Annotated in this window: 18 protein-coding genes and 1 pseudogene; all 19 read right to left on the bottom strand. The window is 37.3% G+C overall.

Going from position 1 to position 22,050, the window contains the following annotated elements:
• The coding region (locus DCC39_RS19885; RefSeq protein ID WP_133243500.1) for a CoA transferase at positions 1 to 100 on the bottom strand (100 nt) is incomplete at its 3' end.
• Positions 101 to 706: 606 nt separating this feature from the next.
• The gene (locus tag DCC39_RS16250; RefSeq protein ID WP_116555958.1) at positions 707 to 1,654 is read right to left on the bottom strand and encodes a hydroxymethylglutaryl-CoA lyase; all 948 of its coding nucleotides are present in this window, start codon (positions 1,652 to 1,654) and stop codon (positions 707 to 709) included.
• 1 nt (position 1,655) lies between these two features.
• Positions 1,656 to 3,551 carry a sigma 54-interacting transcriptional regulator gene (locus DCC39_RS16245; RefSeq protein WP_116555957.1) on the bottom strand — a complete coding sequence of 632 codons (1,896 nt, stop codon included), beginning with the start codon at positions 3,549 to 3,551 and terminating at the stop codon, positions 1,656 to 1,658.
• A 30-nt stretch (positions 3,552 to 3,581) separates the two neighbouring features.
• Positions 3,582 to 3,902, bottom strand: a complete 321-nt coding sequence (locus DCC39_RS16240; RefSeq protein ID WP_116555956.1) for a DUF4387 domain-containing protein — start codon at positions 3,900 to 3,902, stop codon at positions 3,582 to 3,584.
• On the bottom strand, positions 3,902 to 5,263 hold the full coding sequence (locus DCC39_RS16235) for an acyclic terpene utilization AtuA family protein (RefSeq protein ID WP_116555955.1): 1,362 nt from the start codon (positions 5,261 to 5,263) through the stop codon (positions 3,902 to 3,904). Before DCC39_RS16235 ends, DCC39_RS16240 begins: the two co-directional genes overlap by 1 nt.
• Positions 5,264 to 5,328: 65 nt before the next feature.
• Positions 5,329 to 5,727: a PaaI family thioesterase gene (locus DCC39_RS16230; RefSeq protein WP_116555954.1), complete on the bottom strand. Its 399-nt coding sequence runs from the start codon at positions 5,725 to 5,727 to the stop codon at positions 5,329 to 5,331.
• Positions 5,724 to 7,832 (bottom strand): acetate--CoA ligase family protein, encoded by a 2,109-nt coding sequence (locus tag DCC39_RS16225; RefSeq protein WP_116555953.1) that lies wholly within the window; start codon positions 7,830 to 7,832, stop codon positions 5,724 to 5,726. Before DCC39_RS16225 ends, DCC39_RS16230 begins: the two co-directional genes overlap by 4 nt.
• Before the next feature lie 16 nt (positions 7,833 to 7,848).
• Positions 7,849 to 8,994 (bottom strand): acyl-CoA dehydrogenase family protein, encoded by a 1,146-nt coding sequence (locus DCC39_RS16220; protein WP_116555952.1) that lies wholly within the window; start codon positions 8,992 to 8,994, stop codon positions 7,849 to 7,851.
• A gap of 52 nt (positions 8,995 to 9,046) precedes the next feature.
• Positions 9,047 to 10,942: a TRAP transporter permease gene (locus DCC39_RS16215; RefSeq protein ID WP_116555951.1), complete on the bottom strand. Its 1,896-nt coding sequence runs from the start codon at positions 10,940 to 10,942 to the stop codon at positions 9,047 to 9,049.
• A gap of 53 nt (positions 10,943 to 10,995) precedes the next feature.
• On the bottom strand, positions 10,996 to 12,036 hold the full coding sequence (locus DCC39_RS16210) for a TAXI family TRAP transporter solute-binding subunit (RefSeq protein ID WP_116555950.1): 1,041 nt from the start codon (positions 12,034 to 12,036) through the stop codon (positions 10,996 to 10,998).
• A gap of 16 nt (positions 12,037 to 12,052) precedes the next feature.
• The gene (locus DCC39_RS16205; RefSeq protein ID WP_276309932.1) at positions 12,053 to 12,670 is read right to left on the bottom strand and encodes an acyl-CoA dehydrogenase family protein; all 618 of its coding nucleotides are present in this window, start codon (positions 12,668 to 12,670) and stop codon (positions 12,053 to 12,055) included.
• Positions 12,582 to 12,866: an acyl-CoA dehydrogenase family protein gene (locus tag DCC39_RS19515; protein WP_276309933.1), complete on the bottom strand. Its 285-nt coding sequence runs from the start codon at positions 12,864 to 12,866 to the stop codon at positions 12,582 to 12,584. The genes DCC39_RS16205 and DCC39_RS19515 overlap by 89 nt, the downstream gene beginning before the upstream one ends.
• 63 nt (positions 12,867 to 12,929) lie before the next feature.
• Positions 12,930 to 13,183: pseudogene (locus tag DCC39_RS16195) on the bottom strand (acyl-CoA dehydrogenase family protein); the annotation flags it as partial.
• Between the two features lie 168 nt (positions 13,184 to 13,351).
• The gene (locus DCC39_RS16190; protein ID WP_116555946.1) at positions 13,352 to 14,671 is read right to left on the bottom strand and encodes an MmgE/PrpD family protein; all 1,320 of its coding nucleotides are present in this window, start codon (positions 14,669 to 14,671) and stop codon (positions 13,352 to 13,354) included.
• A gap of 150 nt (positions 14,672 to 14,821) precedes the next feature.
• The gene (locus tag DCC39_RS16185; protein WP_116555945.1) at positions 14,822 to 15,571 is read right to left on the bottom strand and encodes an enoyl-CoA hydratase/isomerase family protein; all 750 of its coding nucleotides are present in this window, start codon (positions 15,569 to 15,571) and stop codon (positions 14,822 to 14,824) included.
• A gap of 6 nt (positions 15,572 to 15,577) precedes the next feature.
• Positions 15,578 to 16,360, bottom strand: coding sequence for an enoyl-CoA hydratase/isomerase family protein (locus DCC39_RS16180; RefSeq protein ID WP_116555944.1), 783 nt, complete (start codon positions 16,358 to 16,360; stop codon positions 15,578 to 15,580).
• Positions 16,361 to 16,363: 3 nt separating this feature from the next.
• Positions 16,364 to 19,087, bottom strand: a complete 2,724-nt coding sequence (gene acnA / locus DCC39_RS16175; protein ID WP_240613677.1) for an aconitate hydratase AcnA — start codon at positions 19,085 to 19,087, stop codon at positions 16,364 to 16,366.
• Positions 19,088 to 19,156: 69 nt separating this feature from the next.
• A complete protein-coding gene (gene purB, locus DCC39_RS16170; protein WP_116555942.1) occupies positions 19,157 to 20,530 on the bottom strand; it encodes an adenylosuccinate lyase in 1,374 nt (457 codons plus the stop codon).
• 54 nt (positions 20,531 to 20,584) lie between these two features.
• Positions 20,585 to 21,772, bottom strand: a complete 1,188-nt coding sequence (locus tag DCC39_RS16165) for a CaiB/BaiF CoA transferase family protein (RefSeq protein WP_116555941.1) — start codon at positions 21,770 to 21,772, stop codon at positions 20,585 to 20,587.
• Positions 21,773 to 22,050: the final 278 nt, after the last annotated feature.

The raw sequence follows: 22,050 nt of genomic DNA, 5'->3' as shown, positions 1-22,050 counted from the left end.
GGTCGGCAAGGAGCATTCCGCAAAAAGGGCCAGCTGCAATTTGGCCCAGCTCAATCACTTTAATTCCTGCTAAAGGTGCTTCATGAACAAAATGATTCATCGTCTACCTTCCTTTGCCTGTTCATTTCTTTTTCCTGCATTTAACTACCAGTAAAACCGATAAGTTTCTTTTACTGAGACTGTGACAGGGTGAACTAGTGGAAGTTATACTCTGTGTATGCTGGGGATGAGAAAAACCCTACTGTAGTCAATCCCTCATTGAAATCTTCTTACTCAACAGAATATCTCACAAACTCGCTCGTATATACTTATTTATATTTTCCACCTATGAAAGAGATTCACAAAATTCTCGTAAACCGATGCACGTATGTTGAGGGATGTGTGATTATTTTCGCTTCCAAAGTAAAGCAGTGTCTAGGGTTTTCTCATCCTCCATAACGTCATGAATTACATTTCCTATCTCCATTGGACAAAAGTATGAATGAAACTTAATCCCTTCAAATCAGACACTGACACTCAAGCAATGATTGGTCTTATTTCCGTTACGGCCGTTATCAACGCCGAATTATTATGGAACAAATGTACTTTCAACCAACATCGGTCTTGACCACTTGTCATACTCATCGCCATTTCGTTGGTTTGTGATTGGGAAATTTAATGTTACTTATTTCACCAACCCAGCTAAAAATAATGTAGAAATTGCCATTTATTCATTAACCAATTTTATTTGGTTCGTTGGGGATTTATGCAAGTCCGATATTTTACCTGCTTTTTGAATAAAACTGTCTGCTTGTTGTGGATAAGCTTTTGATAACTCCTGTCCTAAAGCAATTAGCCGATCCAAATCAATACCAGTTTGAATACCCATTTCTTCTAAGCCATGAACCAAATCTTCTGTCGCGATATTTCCACTTGCATTCGGTGCATAAGGGCATCCTCCAAATCCAGCTACAGAACTGTCAAAATCGACTATTCCTTCCTTCAAGCCTGCAACAGCATTGGCAAAAGCCATTCCCCTAGTATTATGAAGATGGAGTGAAAAGTTGAAGTGAGGATACGCATCTCTTAATGTCGCAATGATACGCTTCACCTTAACCGGATTAGCCATACCTGACGTATCAGCAAGTGAAATATCGTGAATTCCAAGCTCATCATACTTTTTGCATATCGCAAGATGTCTTTCAACTGGGATTTCACCTTCGTAAGGGCATCCGAAAGCAACCGAGATAGAACCGGAAACTTTAACCGTTGTTTCTTTTGCCCTTTTAACAAGTGAATCGAACTGAGCCATTGCTTCCATAGTTTTACGGTTTGCATTACTCAAGCTGTGGGAATCCGAAGCCGATAACATTAATTTCACTTTATCAACATTCGAGGCAATGGCGCGTTCTAAGCCATGTAAATTGGGAACCAGTGCGCGCAATTTTACATTGTTCTTCCGATTAATCCTGTGTAACACTTCATCCGCATCTTTCAACTGCGGGATTGCCTTTGGATGAACGAATGATGTGACTTCTATTTGTTTAAATCCACATTCCATCAACCCGTTAATGAATGAGATTTTTTCATCTACAGGAACAGTTTCTTTTAAACTTTGAAAACCATCACGTGGACATACTTCAGCAATTGTCACTTCTTTTGGTAAGTTCACCATCTTACAACTCCTTAATTTTCTTCCAAAGTGTTGTTCGACTAATTCCTAACTTTTCGGCTACAATACTTCTATTGTTATCATTCATCTCCATAACTTTTTTAATTATTATTTTTTCCATTTCATCCAATTTATCGACGCCCAATAATATCATATTTCGACTTTGTCTTTGATCAACAGGTTCGTTAATTTCTTGATTTCCCTTTAATTGATCAAATTGTATCTCTTCCATAAGGTCTGAATATTCAAATCCCCCAGTTACTGCCATGCGTTCAACGATGTTCCCCAATTGACGAATGTTTCCGGGCCAGTAATACTGATAAAAAAACTTTTTCAAATCACTAGGAGCCTTTTGCCATGAAAAATGTATCCCATGTTTTAGAAATAGATGTTCCATTAAATAGGGAATATCATCGATGTGATCTCTTAAAGGAGGTATTTTTAGCCTCAAAATATTTAATCGGAAATACAGATCTTCTCTAAAAGAACCATCCTGTACCTTTTCCCATAGGTTTTTATTTGTAGCAGCAATGACTCGAACATCTACAGGAATAAGCTTGTCTCCTCCTACTTTCATCACTTCTTTTTCTTGCAAAACACGTAATAACATGGCTTGGATTTTATTTGAAATTTCCCCAATTTCATCCAAAAAAATACTGCCACCATGTGCTAATTCAAAAACTCCAGCTTTTCCCCCTTTTTTTGCTCCTGTAAATGCACCATCTTCATAGCCAAACAGTTCACTTTCCAAAAGTGTGTCGGAAAGAGCTGCACAATTTACAGCTACGAATGGTCCGTCTTTTCGACGGCTCTCTGAATGGATTCCCTGAGCTATCAATTCTTTTCCTGTACCGCTTTCACCCGTGATTAGAACAGTCGAATTTGTAACGGCATATTTTTTTGCCTTCATTATTACTTGCTTCATTTTTTCATTATTTGTAATGACATCATTCAAACTATGTTTTGCAACCAAGCCTTTTTTATAAATTTCTTTGCGTATTTTAGTTTCCAGTTGTTGAATTTTGTTAATTTCTTTTAGCGTATAAAGTTTACCAAATAAATTAGACTGATTTTCAATTTCAATTGATTCTAAAATAAATTTCCCAGTCTTTAGATTTAAAATTTTGTTTTTTGATACATTTTCCTCTAACGCTTCTGCAATTGATTGTAAATTTGCCTCTTTAATATTTAAACCTATTATTTTTTCGGAGTTTACCCCCAAAACTTTTTCCGCCATTGGATTAAAATAAACAATTTTTTTGGATTTATCCGTTAAAAAAATGGGTTCTCCTACAAAATTAATAATCGTATTTAGTTGTTCAACTTTTTCCCTAGCATCAATCCTGTATTGAGCAATATCGTTTGCTCGAATAATAGCCCTTTCAATCATTCGAGGGCTTGTTGAAATATAATTTGATTGCATTCCTTTTTCATGAATGTATTTCTTTGCCCGTGTCCCGCCTCCAACCAATACATTTACTTGGTCAAGGTATGCCCTTTCAATTTGTTCAATAAGTTCCTGCCAATTTTGATAAGGATACAATATAACCTCAAACCCCAAAATCTCATTTAACTTATTAAAATTATATAGGTACTTCTGATCAACAAATGTTAAAAAACCAATTCGTTCTCCTATATCTTTAGCTCTCCAAAATGCTTCCAGAAAATCAAAGTCACTATTATCACAATGGATTATAGGACGATTAATATTAGATTTACTAATTTCATGAAGTGTGCCCGCACGACTAATTATGACTTCTATACAAGGGTTTTCGTCGATCTCCTTTTTAATTTTATCCGCAGCTTCATCCATCATAGCCTCGATAACTTTGACAGGTATATTGATTTCTTTTGAGATTGATGAAATCAACTCCGTCATTTCCGGATAAGGTGAAGTCATTAAAATTTTTTCGATTTCAATCCCCTCCCATCATTTAAAATCAGGAATTTGAAAATATAACAACGGGGCATGCTGTTGGGCACCTAGTGTATCTCTCTCTCCGTACGATCCGGATGACTTCTCTCTTGCCATCGTAATTTTTATTGCTCGAGCTGGGGTATAACCTTCTACACATAAAATACTAGATTCTTTAATGTCATACAGTGCAGAAATTGTTTTCTTTGTAATAATTTCGTTTTCAATGACTTGTTGAAAAACTTCTCGATTTTTAAATATCAAATCAATCGTAATTTCAAATGGTCCCGAGTTTTTGCTACGTAACACCTCAAGATATTGTTTTAAAACTCCCATTATGATTCCTCTCCTATTATCTGAAAATGGGTTTTAAATAGTTTACTTGGATCATATACATCCATTAAGTGATATATGGTGAATTCAAAGACTTCTCCCCCTTCTAAATCGGGAAAAGGAATTGCCAAATTACCGGAGGTTGCCATCCTGCCAGTATAGTGATAATGCAAAATTGTTGAACGCACAAATGAACAAATGGCTTTGGATAAATCTTTCGACGGAGCGACAACTTCGATCACTAATCCGATCTCAATTGGGTTAAAATTAGTTTTTGGTTCTCTTTCTCCCATAACACCATTTTTACCATAAGTGATAAAGTGCAAATGAAAATCGATCCCGTGTAATATCGAAAAATAATCCTCAGCTCTCTTCAGACTGTAATCCAGAATTTCATTGATTTTTTCTATTGCAATGGGGTCACGAATTCCGGCTATCACCACTTGCCGCCAACCTACAGAACGAACACCTTCCAATTTTAATTTGTATGGAATCTCATAGTATCTTGTTCCACTAACCCTTACAACGTAGGGATTCATTTGCTCGTATTCACAATTACTTAAATCTAGCTTAAAGCCGGGTCCGTTATGGATATAGGGATGGGATTTTTCGTATAGAACATGGGCAGCCACTGAGGTCACATTACATTTTCTTTCTTCTTGCAATGAATGAATTTCAAAAAAATCTTTATGCAACACGCCAAATGCACAATCTCCTGCCGTACCAGGTTTTAAACAAAGTGCACCACATTCTAGAATTTTGCCCATATGCCAAGATATCCCTTTATCAAAACCATTCATTATACAAAAACTAGCAAAAATGGCTGGATCATATGCTCTACCACAAATAATTAATTGAGCATTTGATTTTAAAGCTTCCATAATTGGTTCGGCGCCCATTTGAGCGACAATCTTGTTTGTATCATTTAATAGTTGGTGATTTAATTCATGAACGGGACCCAATGGAGAGATAGTTCCGTCATGAAGTGATTTTTCAACTTCTGCTTTTTCTATATCAGCGTGTATTGCAGCAGTATTAAACTTTACCTTTGCTTCATTACAAATTTCTTCAACAATTTGTACTGTCCAGTCAACTCCACTGTGACAACCAGCTCCACCTGCGCTCCCGATAATTACTGGAATATCAAGTTTCTTAGCTTCAGTTAGAATAATTGTTAAATCCCGATGAACTGCAGCTTTACTGACAATACCAGTTCCTTTACCTAATTTTTGCGGTCCGCCATCAGTAGAACCAGCATCAACAGCTATCAAATGTGGTTTTTTATCCAAGCCATTTTGAAACGCATCCACTGAGAAGCCATATCCAAGAATTCCACATGGAGCTAAAATTCGTATTTCCTCCATTCAATCATTCCCCTTTTACTTATTCCTTTTTATTCATCCCAAAAATAACCTATTCAGTTCTATCTCTATTCTTTCGTAAAAATCATGAAAGTAGCCATTCCTGAAGCAATGACTTTATCACTTTCATTGACGATTTTTGCTTCTCCCACAGCAATCGTTTTCCCTAAACTAACTACCTTGCCTTTTCCAATCAGCAGATTGCCAACACCAGGACGTATATAATTCACCTTCATTTCAACAGTAGCGGCACTCTGGTTATTTGATAGGAGAGAGCGAATTGATGCGCCCACAGACGCATCAATCAAACTGGCGATCACCCCACCATGTACAGTTCCCCTTCGCTGCAATAGCTCCTCCTTAACGGGAAGCTCAATTCGAGCTGTCCCATCTCTAAGTTCCACTTCACGAAGACCAATAAATTTCCAATAGGGACTGGGAATGACCTCAGATTCATTATTTCTCATAAGACACCCGCCTTTTCACTATGTTTCTGCAAAAGTGACTGATATTTTACGAGTTGGCTCATTACATTGACAACTCTTTCCGGTGTAGGATAAACAGGAAATTTTTCCGAATGGTAAAATTCCATAGCTTTTGGAGCAATCATTTGAGCCCCAAGTCGACCTAATACAATAGGTTTTTGATGTGTTTTAAAAACTTCTAAAATAGATTTTGCAATAATAAAAGCCCCTGGGTCCGCATTTGTAGTCAACATGATAATTACACCATCAATATTACGATCTTTAATTAATGTTTCTATTACACTTTTAAACATTTCCGGTTTTGCGATGACCTCCGCTGTCACATCGACTGGATTTGTAGCGGAACCAAATGGTGGAATTAACTGTTCAATAACGGTTGCATCATTTAAGGACGGTACACTTAATCCATGGGATTCACATAAATCAGCGATGACACTGCATGCACCGCCTGAGGCAGTTAAAACACCGATACGGTTTCCTTTTGGTAACGGCTGAATTTCAAATGCTCTTGACACATCAATTAATTCTTCAATTTTCCTTGCCCGCAAAATACAAAGTTTATCGAAAACTGACGAATATACATTATCATCGCCTGCAATTGAACCAGTATGGGATTGTACCGCTCTTTTACCAACATCTGATCTTCCAGTTTTATAAATAATAACTGGTTTTTTTTGAGACAATGCTTTCTCAGATGCGGTTTTAAAAGCTTCAGCATCCTGAATACTTTCCATAAAGGCTGAAATCACTTTAGTTTCCTCGTCTTCTGATAATGCATGGATAAAATCGGAGGTAGTCAAATCAGCTTCATTGGCAACACTAATCCATCTGCTAAACCCTGCTCCTTCTTCCCATGCCCTGCTTAATAGTGCACTGCCCATAGCACCACTTTGGGAAATAAAGCCGATATGTCCTAAAGTTCTCTTTTTTGCTTCCAAAGCGGCACCAAAAGCAGTAAATATTTTTTTCGAAGGACTTGCAATACCAATCGAGTTAGGTCCTAATAATTTAATTCCCCCATCCCTGGCAATCTTAGTAACTTGTCGTTGTAACTCTTTACCTTCGTCTCCTACCTCAGCAAAGCCCGACGAATAAATAATGGCGGTTTTTACGTTTTTCTTTACGCAATCCTTGAGAACAGATAGAACGTATTTTGCACCAACGATAATACATGCCAGATCAATTTCCGAAGGGATTTCCATAATATTTGAATAGGCTTTATAACCTTTAATTTCATCTGCCGTCGGGTGAACTGGATATAATTCTCCCGGAAATTCATTTTCAACGATGTATCGGAATAATCTGCCCCCATTCTTCTTTTCATTTGTGGAAGCTCCTATCACTGCAATTGATTTAGGATTTAACATACTAGATAGTTCATCCATCGTCCTTACATTATTATATTTAGGTTTTTCATCTTTACTTCCTTGACCAATTCGAACGTCACAAATTGTCGCCTTATCTCCATGAAAAATAATTGGATTTAGATCCATTTCCTCAATCTCAGGATGATCATCAATAAGTTTATTTAAGCCCTTTACTATATTCAAAAGGTTATCAATATTTATGCCTTCTTCACCACGATATCCTTTCATTAAAGAAGCTCCTTTTAAAGAACCAATCATCTCATATATTTCTTCTTCGCTGACAGGCATCATTTTAATAGAAAAGTCTCTCAGTACCTCGACAAAAACACCACCGAGACCAATAATCAATTGGTGAGAAAAAACGGGATCTTTTTTCACACCAACGATCATTTCTAACCCTTTTTCAACCATTTTCTGAACAAGAATGCCATCAACATCTGCTGAAGGATCATATTCATGTGCATTTTCTAAAATTTCGTCATAGACTTGACTTAGTTGAGTTCCATTTTCAACATTAACTCTCACAATTCCGGCATCACTTTTATGGATGATTTTTTCCGACATACCTTTTAATACAACAGGGTATCCTATCGTCTCTGCAAGGGTTAATGCTTCTTCCTTTGAAGTTGCTAAATTTGACTGTGCAACTGGGAGGGAATATTGTTGTAATAATTTACTTCCTTCATATTCCGTCAAAAATCTCTTATCTGAACTCCCCATCCATCTTCCCTCCTTGTTACTTCCGTTGACTAAATTTCATTTGGAATACATCTTTAGCAATGTTGTTTTTTAACATTTCCAGTGTTCCACCAGCGATCATCCAACCACGTACTCTTCGAAAAATATACTCTACTGGAGATTCATCAGAATAGCCATACCCTCCCAGAATTTGCACAGCTTCATGTGCAACTTCGAACGCTGCAGTGTTTGCATAAAATTTAGCAATCGAAGTTTCAACAGGAACAGGTGCACCTTTATCTGCATTAGATGCTGCACGATATAACAAGAGCCTTGCCGCATCAAGCTTTACCTTCATTTCAGCCACTTTCCACTGAATTCCTTGGAACTCAGCAAGTGATTTTCCAAACTGCTCTCGAACTTTTGCATGTTCAACTGCAATATCAAAAGCAGCCTGAGCCAAAGACATCGCCCTTGTCGCATTACCGATCCGTTCTACATTAAACATTGTAAATAATTTCCGGAAACCATTTTCCGAAATCAAAATATTTTCAACAGGTACTTCGCAATCTTCAAAGTAAAGTGCGCAGTGTTCCTCCCCTGACATATGTCTTTCTGTTTTTCCACGAGTAAATCCTGGCGAGCCACTTTCCACAAGTACTGCACCTGATGATTTGACTCCTTCACCAAAACGTGCCCATACAACATAGTAAGAATTGTGTGGACCGTGTGTGTTAAATATTTTTGAACCGTTAATAATGACCTTATCTCCACGAACTTCTGCAGTCGTTTTTAAATCTGTTGTTGCAGACCCGGCATTCGGCTCTGACATACCGACAGAAATTAATTTTTTTCCTGCTAATATTCCAGGTAAAACTCTCTTTTTTAACTCCGGTTTCCCAAAAGCAGATAATTGACGTATAGCGCCAAAGTTTCCGACTTGAAACATGTCTGCAGTGTGCGGACATACTTTGGCTAGCTCCTCCATCACAATTAAGGCATCTAGTAAACTGCTCCCTTGTCCCCCATCTTCTTCAGCGAGTGTCATTCCCATTAAACCATGTTCTGCAAGAGCTTGAGCATTTTCCCAAGGAATTTTACCTGTTTTTTGCCACGTAAAAGCTTTTTCCGAAAACTTCTCTTTAGCCAAAGAACGAATCCATTTTTTGACCTGTAACTGTTCCTCTGTTAAATGAAAATCCATTTTTTCACTCCTCGTAATCTTTATCTTTTTCATGAATGATTTACTCGAAAATTTAGATACTATTTTCAAATTCTCCATTTTCCAAATTTTCAACTTCTTTTTTTCTTGTAAAATAAATCAATACCGCTAGAATTCCTAAAAGAATAAATCCTATTATATCTGTTATTAATTCTGGTGTAATTAATAAAAGCGCTGTTCCTATTGCCAAAATACGCTCGTACCAGGTTAAATTTCTTCTATAAAAACCTGTTAAACCTACCGCCAAAACAAACACACCAACCGTGGCCATAATAAATGCCCAAATAATATTTAGAGGGGGACCCTGAGCAAGCAATTCGGGACCGAAAATAAACATATACGGAATAATAAACGCGACTAACCCTATCTTTGCCGATGTAAAACTCGTTTCCATAGGATCGCTTTTGGCAATCCCTGCACCTGTATAAGAAGCTAGTGCAACAGGTGGTGTGATAGGTGCTAAACATGCAAAATAAAACACAAACATATGTGCAAATAACGGTTCCACACCAAGTTTAATCAAAGCCGGTGCTGTTAAAACACCCAACAAAATGTAAGAAGCTGTAGGTGGTAACCCCATCCCCATAATGATACAAGCCACCATAGTTACTACTAGCGTTAATAAAATTGAGCTTTCACCTAAATTAACCATTAATGTCGTTAGCCTAACACCAATACCAGTCAGATTAGCAACCCCCACTACAACTCCTGCTGTTGCACATGCAACAGTTGTTAATAACATTCCTTTTGCACCATCTTCAAGCGCCTTCGTTAAAAAATTCCAATCTACTTGTTTAAAATACAAAACAACATAAGAAACGACTATTGCAACAATTGACCAAAATGCGGAAAACATTGGTGAAGCTTTCGCAAATACTAATAAATAAATCAACATCCCCAAACCAATATAGAGGTGAAATCCTTTAAAAAATACCTCTTTAAAAACCGGAAGTTCATCTTTAGCCATTCCTTTTAGGTTCTCTTTAGCAGCTTCAAAATCCACATAAAAGTATACTGACAAATAATATAAAATGGCAGGTATTGCCGCCGCAATAATAATTTTAGCATATGGAATACCAGTCATTTCTGCCATAACGAAGGCGCCAGCTCCCATAATTGGGGGCATGATTGAACCACCTGTAGATGCCACCGCTTCAATAGCCCCAGCGACTTTAGGTCGATAACCGACACTTTTCATTAATGGAATCGTAAATTGCCCGGTCGTTGACACATTTGCCACAGGACTACCAGAAACTGTTCCCATTAAAGCACTCGATATAACGGCTACTTTTGCGGGCCCTCCGCGGAATCTTCCACCGACAATGTATGCCAAGTCAATAAATACCTTCCCCGCTCCGGTTGCATTGAGAAATGCCCCAAAAATGATGAATAGTGCTACAAAGGTTGCAGCTACCCCTAATGTTGTTCCCCAAAGTCCATCCGTAGACATATACATCAAAGAAATGAAGCGATTCGTCGACATGTTAGTAGAGTGAAAGATTCCCGGAAGTATCGCACCAAAATATGAATAAAAAATAAATAATGCTCCAATTGTCGCTAAAATCCATCCAGTAACCCTTCTCGTTGCTTCCAAAACTAAAAGGATTGTGACTATTCCAAAAAAGATATCAAACATATTAGGATCTCCAACCCTAAAAAGAAGATCTTCATATGTTAGGAAGATATAAATACAAGATCCAATTGCTAAGAGAATAGCTAGAAAATCAATCCATCGCCACTTTTTTGAAAAATGAACAGGATAAAGCAAAAATATTAAAATTAATACTAAAGTAAGGTGCAAACTTCGTTGCAACATTGCCGTTAAAAGACCGAATCCGCCAGTATATAGTTGAAAAAGAGAAAGCACTATCGCAATAAATAAGACAAGTCTTTTCATGATATTTTTCGAATCTTGTACACCTTTTCCCATATAAACCTTTCACTCCTTCCAAGCTAATCAAAGGAGGAGAATCCCCTCTTCTCTTATTGGCTTAAAACGCCTTTTTCCTCAAAATACTTTTTAGCACCCGGATGGAGCTCAATCACATTTTTCGGTGCCGATTCAAGTGTCATTTCTTTCATAGAATTGTGGGCAGCATGTACATCATCAATATGATCAAAAATTTGCTTTACAAATTCATAAACTATTTCTTCATCTACATCAGCCCCTGCAACAACCTGAGTATTTACTGCAAGCGTTTGAATGTCTTCATCTACACCATCATAGGTACCACCAGGGATGGTTTCTCCATAAATTGCTTCCTGTGCAGCATTAACTTTTTCTACCTCTTCATCAGTAAATGGAATTACAACGATGTCTCGAATAGCAGCTAAATCTTGAACAGCCGGCGTAGGTACTCCCGCCCAAACAAACGCAGCATCAATTTGCCCATCCTTCATACCGTCAGCAGCTTCCGAAAAAGACAGATACTGCTGCTTTACCCCTGAATCATAAGGAAGCCCTAAACTCTCAAGTGTAATTTGACTCTTTACCTCAGAACCACTTCCAGGTGCACCAACAGCTACTTTTTTCCCTTCTAGATCACTAAAGGATTTAATACCTGAATCAGCCAAGGCAACAAGATTAAGCGGCTGAGAATACATACTAAATAGGCCTTTCAGTTCATCTTTTCGAGGTTCTCCTTCAAACTCCCTTTTACCGTTATAAGCATCAACTGCACTGTCTCCACCTAGCATTGCAAACGCTACTTCCTTATTATCAATAAGTCGAACATTTTCAACAGATCCGCCTGAAGCCTGGTTAGTGACATCAAGCACATTGCTATTATTATTCACAATTTGAGTAAATGCTGCACCAACGGCATAGAACGTACCGCTAGTTCCTGCAGTCGTTAAAACAACACTCTGTGTTTCTCCTGAAGTCGAGTCAGAAGATCCTTCTAATCCTGAATCTGCTTCACCACCATTGCTTGAAGTACTTTCTCCAATAGAGCCACCACAAGCTGCTAAAATCAACACAAACGCAAAAGTCAAAATTAACGAAAGTATTCGAAAATTCTTCATATCATTTTATTCCTCCCTAGACTTTTTGTTTTGCTTTTTCCTTTCGAATCCCTAACTCATACTCTGCGATTAGAACTCTTTGCAAATCATTATTCCCTTCAACTATTTGAAGAACTTTTGCATTTCTTGCATATCGTCCTATTGGATATTCGTCAGAAACACTGTACGCACCGAAAATTTGCATGGCATCAATTGCGGATTTCATTGCCACATCGGCAGCATACATTTTCGCCATACCAGCTTCTTTTCTAGCCCTTTCTACACCTTGATCTCTAAGCCAAGCCAATCGATATGTTAAAAACCTTGCCGCTTCAATTCCTACAGACATGTCAGTAATTTTAGATTGTACGAGTTGATAATTGGCAATCGCTTGTCCCAATACGATTCTATCCTTTGCGTAATTTACAGATTCCTCCAAGCATGCCTGTGCTAGACCCAATGCTCTCGAAGCAACGACTAAACGACCATTTTCAACGGCTGCCATCGCAACTCTTAATCCTTCTCCTTCATTTCCGACCCTATTTTTAATAGGGACTCTACAATCTTCAAAGATTAACTCGCCAACAGGGGAAGCTAAATCTAAACTTATTTTTAATAAGCGCCGATCGAAAACCAGGTGAATCCGTATCGACAATAAAAGCTGTAATTCCCTTTTTTCCTTTTTCTTTATCAGTAACTGCGAACGTTAAAAACCACCTAGCAGAACTAATACCGCTTATCCAAATTTTACTTCCATTAATAATGTATTCATTACCTTTTCTGACTGCGGTTGTTTCCATTGCTGCCACGTCGGTTCCTGAATGTGGCTCTGTTAGACCAGTGCCTCCTATTATTTCACCCTTTGTAAGAGGCGATAAATATTTTTGTTTTTGTTCTTCTGTTCCATATTTTAAAATTGCGGAACCTACGAGACCACTTGCTCTTCCCATGGCTGAGCCTATTGTCACACATGTTTTTGCCATTTCCTCAATACCAACAATAGCGTAGTAAAGTCCATGTCAGACCCGCCATATTTTTCAGGAATCACCCCACCTAACATACCGAGTTCTCCCATTTTTTTAGTAATATGGACGGGATAGGGCTTCTCTTCTCGATCACATTCCGTAACATAAGGTGCTACTTCTTTTTGTGCAAACTCTCTAACCATTTTTTGATAAGTTTTTTGTTCATCTGTCAATGAAAAGTCCACAAAATGTCCCTTTCATGGTTTTTAGAATTTTATTAGTGCACCTCCGACAATCACCCCCTTAGTTTTTTTGCATGAGAAACACCCGAGCACATTCATTAAGACATTGGGGAACTGTGCTAGTATTATCTAAAAAATTTTTTTCAACAAATTACCCTTAATTGATAAAACCTTTTGAATCCAATTTTCCATTTCTTTTTCACCAATAATATCTTTACAATTGGTTGAAAATTTTTTAATTACATCTTTCATTGTCATTGGATTTGGAGGCTCTCCAACTTTTTTATCATAACTGAATTCGTGCTCTTCGCCGTTTTCCATTGTAATTTTAATATTCGTTTTTCTAGTCTTTGGATATAATAGTTCACAATCGGAATCTTCAGTTACATCAATTAAATTCATTAGGTGATTGATGTTCTCCCGATCCTCTCTATCAACATCGAAACTTTTTATAATGACATCATCATCTATCAGCGAAACAGCAGCCGCATACGGAATACTCATCTGCGCATCGATCAAAGTATTTATAACTTTATGATTATGATAGGAGGCAACTTTATGAACACCAATTCTCATTTTTTTGATTTCTTTTATATCGAAATTCCTGTGATTCTTTTTAAATTCTTTCAAAGCTTCAATTACTACATGAAGGTGTCTACAAGCAGGATAAGGTTTAATATAAATATTAAATAACTCTAAATCCTTTGAAAAATCTTGTATAGGTGTTTCTGAGAAAACATCAAATAATCCATCTTTTCTTTCAAAAATATTTGCAGGACCTTGAAGACCTTCTAGTGCTAATTCTGCAGCAATAATTCCATCCCTTGCCGCAATACCTGGGTGAATTCTTTTCACTTCTGAACCACTTCCAAGAAATGCGAATGTACCACCAGCAAAACTAAGAGCATTTCCAAACGCGGAAGTCATCTCTTGATGTTTACCACCTAATAAAACAGTGACTGCCGCGGCTGCACCAAATACACCGGCTACAGGTGTATTATGGAACCCCTTTTCGCGTGAATAAGGGTGAATTGTCGAGGCAATTTTTATGGCAACTTCATAACCGACAAGAACTGCCCTAATAAGATCCTCACCAGTTTTTTCGTATTTTTCAACACAAGCCATTACAGCTGGAAAAATGACACTATTAATATGAACGGAACCTTTCGTAAACCCATCATCAAAGTCAAGGCTATGAGCACTTGTTCCATTAACAAAGGCAGCATTGACATGTGTTAGTTTTTTATCAAATCCAAGTGCCTGTGAGTCACTCCCCCCTAATTTATTGAAATAATTAAAAACACGTTTTCCAGTCTTTGTTTTCGAACCAGTGTATACTACAGCCAAATAATCAAGAAATGATTTCTCGAATTGTTCGATAATCTGATCATTCAATGGTTTTTGATTAACATCCATCGCATAATTAATTAAACCCTCGGTAAAACCCATTTTAAAACCCCCTTTTACCTCTATATTTATTAGCAAGTTTTATGCCAAATATGAAAATACGAAATCATTCTGCATTTATCAAAAAGAATGTCTATATAATGGACACTATTGTTCATTATCTAAACAATTGACATTTAAAAAGTAGACAGATTAACTTCCCTTCCAATTTGGCGTTCTTTTCTCAAGGAAAGCTTTTGCACCTTCAATTCGGTCCTCACTAACATATACATTTGGACCAATATCAAGTTGCAATGCTTGAAATAGTGACATCCCCATTGTTTTCCAGATTGTTTCCTTCATACGCTGAATAGAAAGAGGAGCGCATTCACAAATTTCATTTGCAATTTCAGACGCACGCTTTAGCAATTCATCATTGTTAGATAATACTTCATCAATTAACCCAATCCTTAGAGCTTCATTTGCATTAATTAATTTACCTGTATAAAGTAACTTAGCCGCAATACTAGGTGAAATTAATTTCGGTAAAATCGTAGACCCAAAAGTTGCACCCATTCCTCTTTTTGCTTCAGGCAAACCAATGATACTATTCGCGCTGGCAAGACGGATATCACATGAGAGAGCAATTTCACAGCCCCCTCCAACTGCAGCACCATTTATTGCACTGATTACTGGCTTCCATGTCTGGATGATACCTTCAAACAAGCGTCCTCTTAATGGTTTTCTTTTATCTGGAGATTCCTTTAGATCCCTTCCACTACAAAAGGCTTTCTCTCCGGTGCCGGTGATTATTAATACTCTTGACTCACTATCTTTCTTAAACTCCAGGAGATATTCCAAAAATAGATCTGACATTTCAGAATCAATTGCATTTCTTTTTTCTGGTCGATTTAAATATAAATAGGAGATTTTATGTTTCTTTTCATAGATAATTGAATTCATTTTAAATTACCTTCCTTTGAAATTCGGTTTCCTTTTATTCAAAAAAGCAGAAACTCCTTCTTTATGATCTTCTGTTTCTTTTATAATGGCATAGTGGGAAGATATAAGATCCAATGCATGTTCCAATTCCATATTTCTAGATTGTTGAACTGCCCTCTTCATCATCCGCATCGCGATTTGGGGTCCATATGCAATCTGCTTGGCAAACTCTAACGTTTTTTCCATAAATTCTTCTTGAGGGTAGACATGATTTACTAATCCTAATCGTAATGCCTCATCTGCAGAAATGAATTTACCTGTCCATAGAAGTTCGTATGCCTTGGCTTCGCCAACAATTTTTGGTAAAAAATAAGCACCTCCATCCCCCGGTACCAAACCAACTTTAACGTAGCCTTCGCTCACTTTAGTTGAATCCACCATGAACCGGATATCAGCCATAAGTGCCATGTCTAATCCCGCACCGACTGCAGGGCCGTTAATAGCTGCAATAACTGGTTTATCCATCGTTTTTAAGGTAAGCGGAACGCGGTGGATATTTTTCCACAGCTTGTTTTTATTGTCCAAAGGTGTTTGATTAGGAGTCATTCCACCTACGTCCCCACCTGAACAAAATGCATCTCCTGCTCCCGTAACCACTACAACATGAACATTGTCATCTTCCTGAGCTTCTTGCAAAGATTTAACCCAGGCTTCAATCATTTCACGATTAAAGGCATTCTTCTTTTCTGGTCGATTTAAAATTATAATTTGGATATGATCCTTAACTTCTTTTAAAATAGTAGAACCCATATTTTATCCTCGTATCCTTTCATTTTGACCTGCAAATTGTCTGTAGACTTTATGTAATAGTCCTCCATTTCTGTAATAATCTATTTCCACATAGCTATCTAACCGTACAATAACACCAAAATTAAATGAGGTACCATCTTTACGTTCTATGGAAACGGTAACAATTGCTCCAGGATTTAATGCACCTTCTAAACCGAGAATATCAAACTTTTCGCTGCCTGTAATACCCAACTCTTTCCAGCCCTCACCATCTTTAAATTGAAGAGGGAGTACGCCCATTCCAACTAAATTACTTCTGTGTATTCTTTCAAAACTTTCTGCAATAACAGCTTTCACACCTAATAAGTAGGTTCCTTTTGCTGCCCAATCTCTCGCGCTTCCCATCCCATATTCTTTGCCTGCTAAAATAATGAGCGGGGTATTTGTTTCTTTATATTTACATGAAGCTTCATAAATAGACATCAACTCATTAGTAGGGATATAAGTGGTATATCCTCCTTCTTTACCTTCTGCCAAATGATTACGAAGACGAACATTGGCAAATGTTCCACGAATCATGACATTAATATTTCCACGTCTTGAACCATACGAATTGAAATCCAGTGGTCTGACCCCTTTTGTAATCAAGTACTGTCCTGCAGGACTTTGTTTTAGTATGCCGCCAACGGGGGAAATATGATCGGTTGTAACATTGTCTCCCAATAATGCGAGTGTTCTTGCATTACGTATATTTTTTGTATCATTTACCTTTAGCTGAACATCTTTAAAGAAAGGCGGTTCTTGTATATAAGTGGAACTTTCACCCCATTCATACAGCTTACCCTCAGGTATGTCGATATCATTAAATTCTTTATTTGCCATAAAAATATTACTATATTCTGATCTGAACAGATCAGGTGTAATATTTATAAATTGTTCTTGTATTTCTTTGGAAGTAGGCCAAATATCTTTTAGAAAAACAGGTTTTCCATCGTTATCATATCCAAGAGGGTCATGTTGAAAATCGATATTAAGCGTTCCTGCTATTGCATAGGCTACAACTAACGGCGGTGAGCATAGATAGTTGCTTTTTATAAGTTCATGTATTCGACCTTCAAAATTTCGGTTGCCACTCAACACAGATGATACGTGCAAGTTATTTTCAGATATTGCCTTCGATACTTCACTTGGCAACGGACCGGAATTCCCCATACAAGTAGTGCAACCATAACCTGAAACAAAAAATCCAAGTTTTTCAAGATACTTTAACAGGTCTGAGTTTCGCAAATATTGAGTAACAACAGTCGAACCTGGTGCCAAACTTGTCTTAACAAAAGCAGGTGTACGCAATCCCTTTTCCACCGCTTTTTTAGCTAAAATGCCTGCTCCAACCATGACAGATGGATTAGAAGTATTTGTACAACTTGTTATTGCTGCGATGACCACGGAACCTGTTAATAGAATTGATTGACTTCCATTACGATGTTGAACTTCTACTTCTTTTTGGATTTCTTCTTCAGATAATCCATAACCGCCATTCTCTATCGGTTTACGTAAAATTTCGTTAAAAACATCTTTAACTCTACTAAGTTCTATTTTATCTTGTGGACGCCTTGGACCAGATATGGTAGGTTCAATCGTACTCAGGTCTAAAGTTAAAGTGTCTGAAAAAGTGGGAACTTCCGATTCGGTAGTTCGGAATAATCCTTGACTTTTATAATATTCTTCGACTAATTTTATATGTTGTTCATTGCGGCCCGTAAGCCTTAGATATTTCAAAGTCTCCTCATCTACCGGGAAAAACGCAACGGTCGCGCCATATTCCGGGGTCATATTTGAGATCGTTGCACGATCAGGTACGGTTAAATTGGATAGTCCCTCTCCATAAAATTCTACAAACTTTTCAACTACACCCTTCTTTCGTAATAATTGTGTAATTGTTAAAGCAATATCGGTGACCGTAACACCTTCTTTTGTATTTCCTGTGATCTCTACCCCAACTACCTGAGGAGTCAGAAAATATTGGGGCTGACCTAACATCCCTGCCTCGGCATCAATTCCACCTACCCCCCATCCTAGAACGCCCAAACTGTTTATCATTGGGGAATGTGAATCTACTCCCATAATGGAATCAGGAAATATATATTGCTCACCATGTTCTGCTTTTGTTGTGGTAACAGTTGCCAAATACTCCAAATTGACTTGATGCATAATACCCGTTGATGGCGGAATGATCTGGAAATTTTCGAAAGCATTTTGAGACCATCGTAAAAAACGGTAGCGTTCATAATTTCGGTTTAAATCTTTATTTGAATTATATTTCAAGGCATCCTTTGTTCCATATTTGTCAATCATTACGGAATGATCTATCACCAAGTCAGAAGGAATTAAGGGATTAATTATACCGGGATCCCCACCCTCATTAAATATTTTTGTTCTCATTCCCGCCAAGTCAACCATTGCAGGACCACCACTCATATCACTCCATAAAATACGGGATGGCATAAAAGGGATTTCATTCTTTTTATCATCCTCTAGCCAGTTAGCTAACCTATAAACATGTTCACTAGTAATTAAATTTTCATCTAATTGACGGATAACACCTTCCAAAAGTATTCTGATAGTGTATGGTAGTTGGGAGATGGAATTAAAACCAAGTTCTTCCAACTTTTGTAATGAAAAATATTTATATTTTTTTCCATGAACGAACAAATTTGATTTCAAATAAGAGGTGTTCACTTTTTCCACTGAACATTCTCCCCCCAAACATTCCGTTTTTAATCTGTTCATTTAATTTATGAGTTTAAGCAGTTTAAGTTATGCCTTTAAAAGTTCTTGTCTCATTTTTTTTGTTTTTGTGACTACCTTATCTGTAATCTCCGCGGATAATCCTGTATGTTTAACAGGGTCTAGAAGATCCATAATTTCATCTTCATTTAAATGTTGTTTGATTTCCTGATTATTCAATAAACATTCTTGTAAAGGTATTTTCTTTTCAAAAGACTCCATGCTTGTGTGATACAAAATATCATGACTTTTTTGTTTCCCTATTCTCTCACCCAAAGCTAACATGAGTGATTCCGATAAAATCAATCCATTAGTAATCATAAGGTTTTTATTCATATTGGATATATTCACATTCAGTCCCTTTAATACTGTAACTAGCGTAGATAAGGCGCCTGCAGTCATTATGCAACTTTCAGATATGACCTCCCACTCGACTTGCCAAGAAACCTTATCTCGTTCGTGTTCGTGAATCATTCCATTAAGTAATAATTGACTGTTATTTTGGACAATTCTAGATAGTCCAACCACATTTTCACACATTGAAGGATTTCTTTTGTGTGGCATGGTACTACTCCCTACTTTCCCAAATTTAAACGGTTCCTCAAGTTCTTGGATCTCGGTTCTTTGTAAATTTGCAATTTCATTCGCCATTTTTCCTGCTGTTCCAGTTATCATTCCAAGAATGAAAATAAACTCTGTCAAATTATCTCGGGATGTGTGCCATGTAACATCAGGAACAGATAAACCCAATTCATTCATAAAGATTTCCTGAACCTTAAAGCCTTCCTTTTTAAACGAAGCTAAAGTACCAACTGCGCCTGCTAATTGTCCTACGAATAATATAGATTTCACATGATCAAGGCGATCAATATGGCGATTAACTTCCTCCAGCCAAACTGATGTCTTATATCCGAATGTGATCGGTAAGGCATGCTGGCGATGCGTCCTTCCTGGCATAGGGGTATCACGGTGTTTTTTAGCCAATTTCATTAGTTCTTCTTGTAACTGTTCTAACTGTAACATGATAATTTCATGGGCTTCTTTAACCTGTAAGATTGTTGCCGTATCTATAATATCTTGTGTTGTTGCACCCAAGTGAATATATTGACCGTAATTATTAGCACAAACACTTTCAAGTTGGCGAATCAATGGAACCAGGGGGTGTTTTGCGGTTTTTATCTCCATCTCAAGCTCATCATAATTAATATTTTTAATTTTAGCCTTTTCAGATATTTCATCCGCTGCTTCCTTAGGTATTATATTAAGTTTTGCTTCTGCTCTGGCTAGAGCACTTTCTGCGTCTAATAATTTCTGAACAAAGCTGTCTTCCGCAAACACCTTCCTCATTTCCTCTGTACCGAATGAATCACGGAATAGTCTAAAATCAATCATATGTGAACCCACAATGTTTCCCCTCTCGACAAAAAAATTATTCAGAAGGAATCCAGTTTTCTGAATTTATCGAATTACATTTTCTTCTCTAAGTTTCGTAAGATCCTTTTTACTCATTTGTAAAAACTCAGTCAAAACTTGATCAGTATGTTGTCCTAATAATGGTGCAGCAAAAACATGATCAAGCGGTGAATCGGATAAACGAATTGGTGAGCCAGGCACCCGGATTTTACCAGCATTTGGGTGCTCTACTTCTCTGATCATCTGTCTATATTTTAAATGTGGATCATCGGCCACCTCTGGAATAGAGGAAACTGGCGCATGAGGAACATTGGCTTTTATCAGCTTCTCTGCTATATCCAATTTTTTTAGCCCTTTTGTCCAACTGGAAATAATTTCATCAACGACTTCTATATGTGCTGATCGATCTACGTTTGTTTTAAAACGTGAGTCTTCAAGCAACTCTTCCCTTCCCATTACCTTGACCAGAGATTCCCATTGTCTATTTACTACACAAATAATTGCAATATAGCCATCTTCAGTACGGTATACATTATATGGTGACGTTGCCATTCCACTGTGCTGGTTACCCGTTCGTTCAGGCACCTTCCCGTTCGTGTTATAAAAAGCTCCCAAAGCCGATGCCAATATCGGATAAACAGTATCGTGCATTGATACTTCTACTAACTGCCCTTTTCCAGTTTTCTCCCGTTGATAAAGGGCTGTGGTAATTCCGCCAAATAGGTGTATACCTCCCAAAAAATCAGCAATGGCTGGTCCAGCTTTCACGGGAGGCTTATCCGGAAAACCTGTAGTAGCCATTACACCACCCATGGCTTGAATTGTTAAATCCATTGCTGGTCGTTCTGCATAAGGTCCATCTAACCCGTAGCCTTTACCAGTAGCATATATCAATCCGGGATTGATTTTCTTTAATTCTTCGTAACCCAACCCCAATTTTTCCATAGTTCCAAGTGCGAAATTTTCCACAATAATATCCGCTTTTTTAACTAAATCTGTAAATATAGATTTACCCTTTTCGGATTTTAAATTTAGTGAAACCCCCAACTTATTGGAATTAAGCATTAGTAGTTCATGACAATCTCCTATTCTCCTAACACGTAGATTTTCTCCCTCTAAGGATTCTACTTTAATAACTTTTGCCCCTTGGTATGCCAGCATTAAAGAACAATACGGGCCATTATAAATCTGTCCTAGATCAAGAACAACTATTCCTTCAAGCGCTTTATCCATAACCTCCTCCTTCATCTAGCCAAAATGTTAAGTTTCCAAATAATTGATGATCCATTGACCACTATTTGATTTTAGATGCAAAATCCATGCCAAAGATGCAGTTCAAATAATTCTACACTTTTTGCTATCCATGTTCACATTGTAATCATGTTAAGTTCATTTTCAGAAAATGTAATGTTAAAAAAATAAACATTTTCCGGAAATTAATAATACCTGAATTATTCATAGAAATTCATTGATGTCCTAGTAATGCTTATTTATCAAGTAGTCTAGATAAA

Source organism: Pueribacillus theae (genome assembly GCF_003097615.1).
GTDB lineage: Bacteria > Bacillota > Bacilli > Bacillales > UBA6769 > Pueribacillus > Pueribacillus theae.
This window is presented reverse-complemented; position numbering and strand designations above follow the sequence as displayed.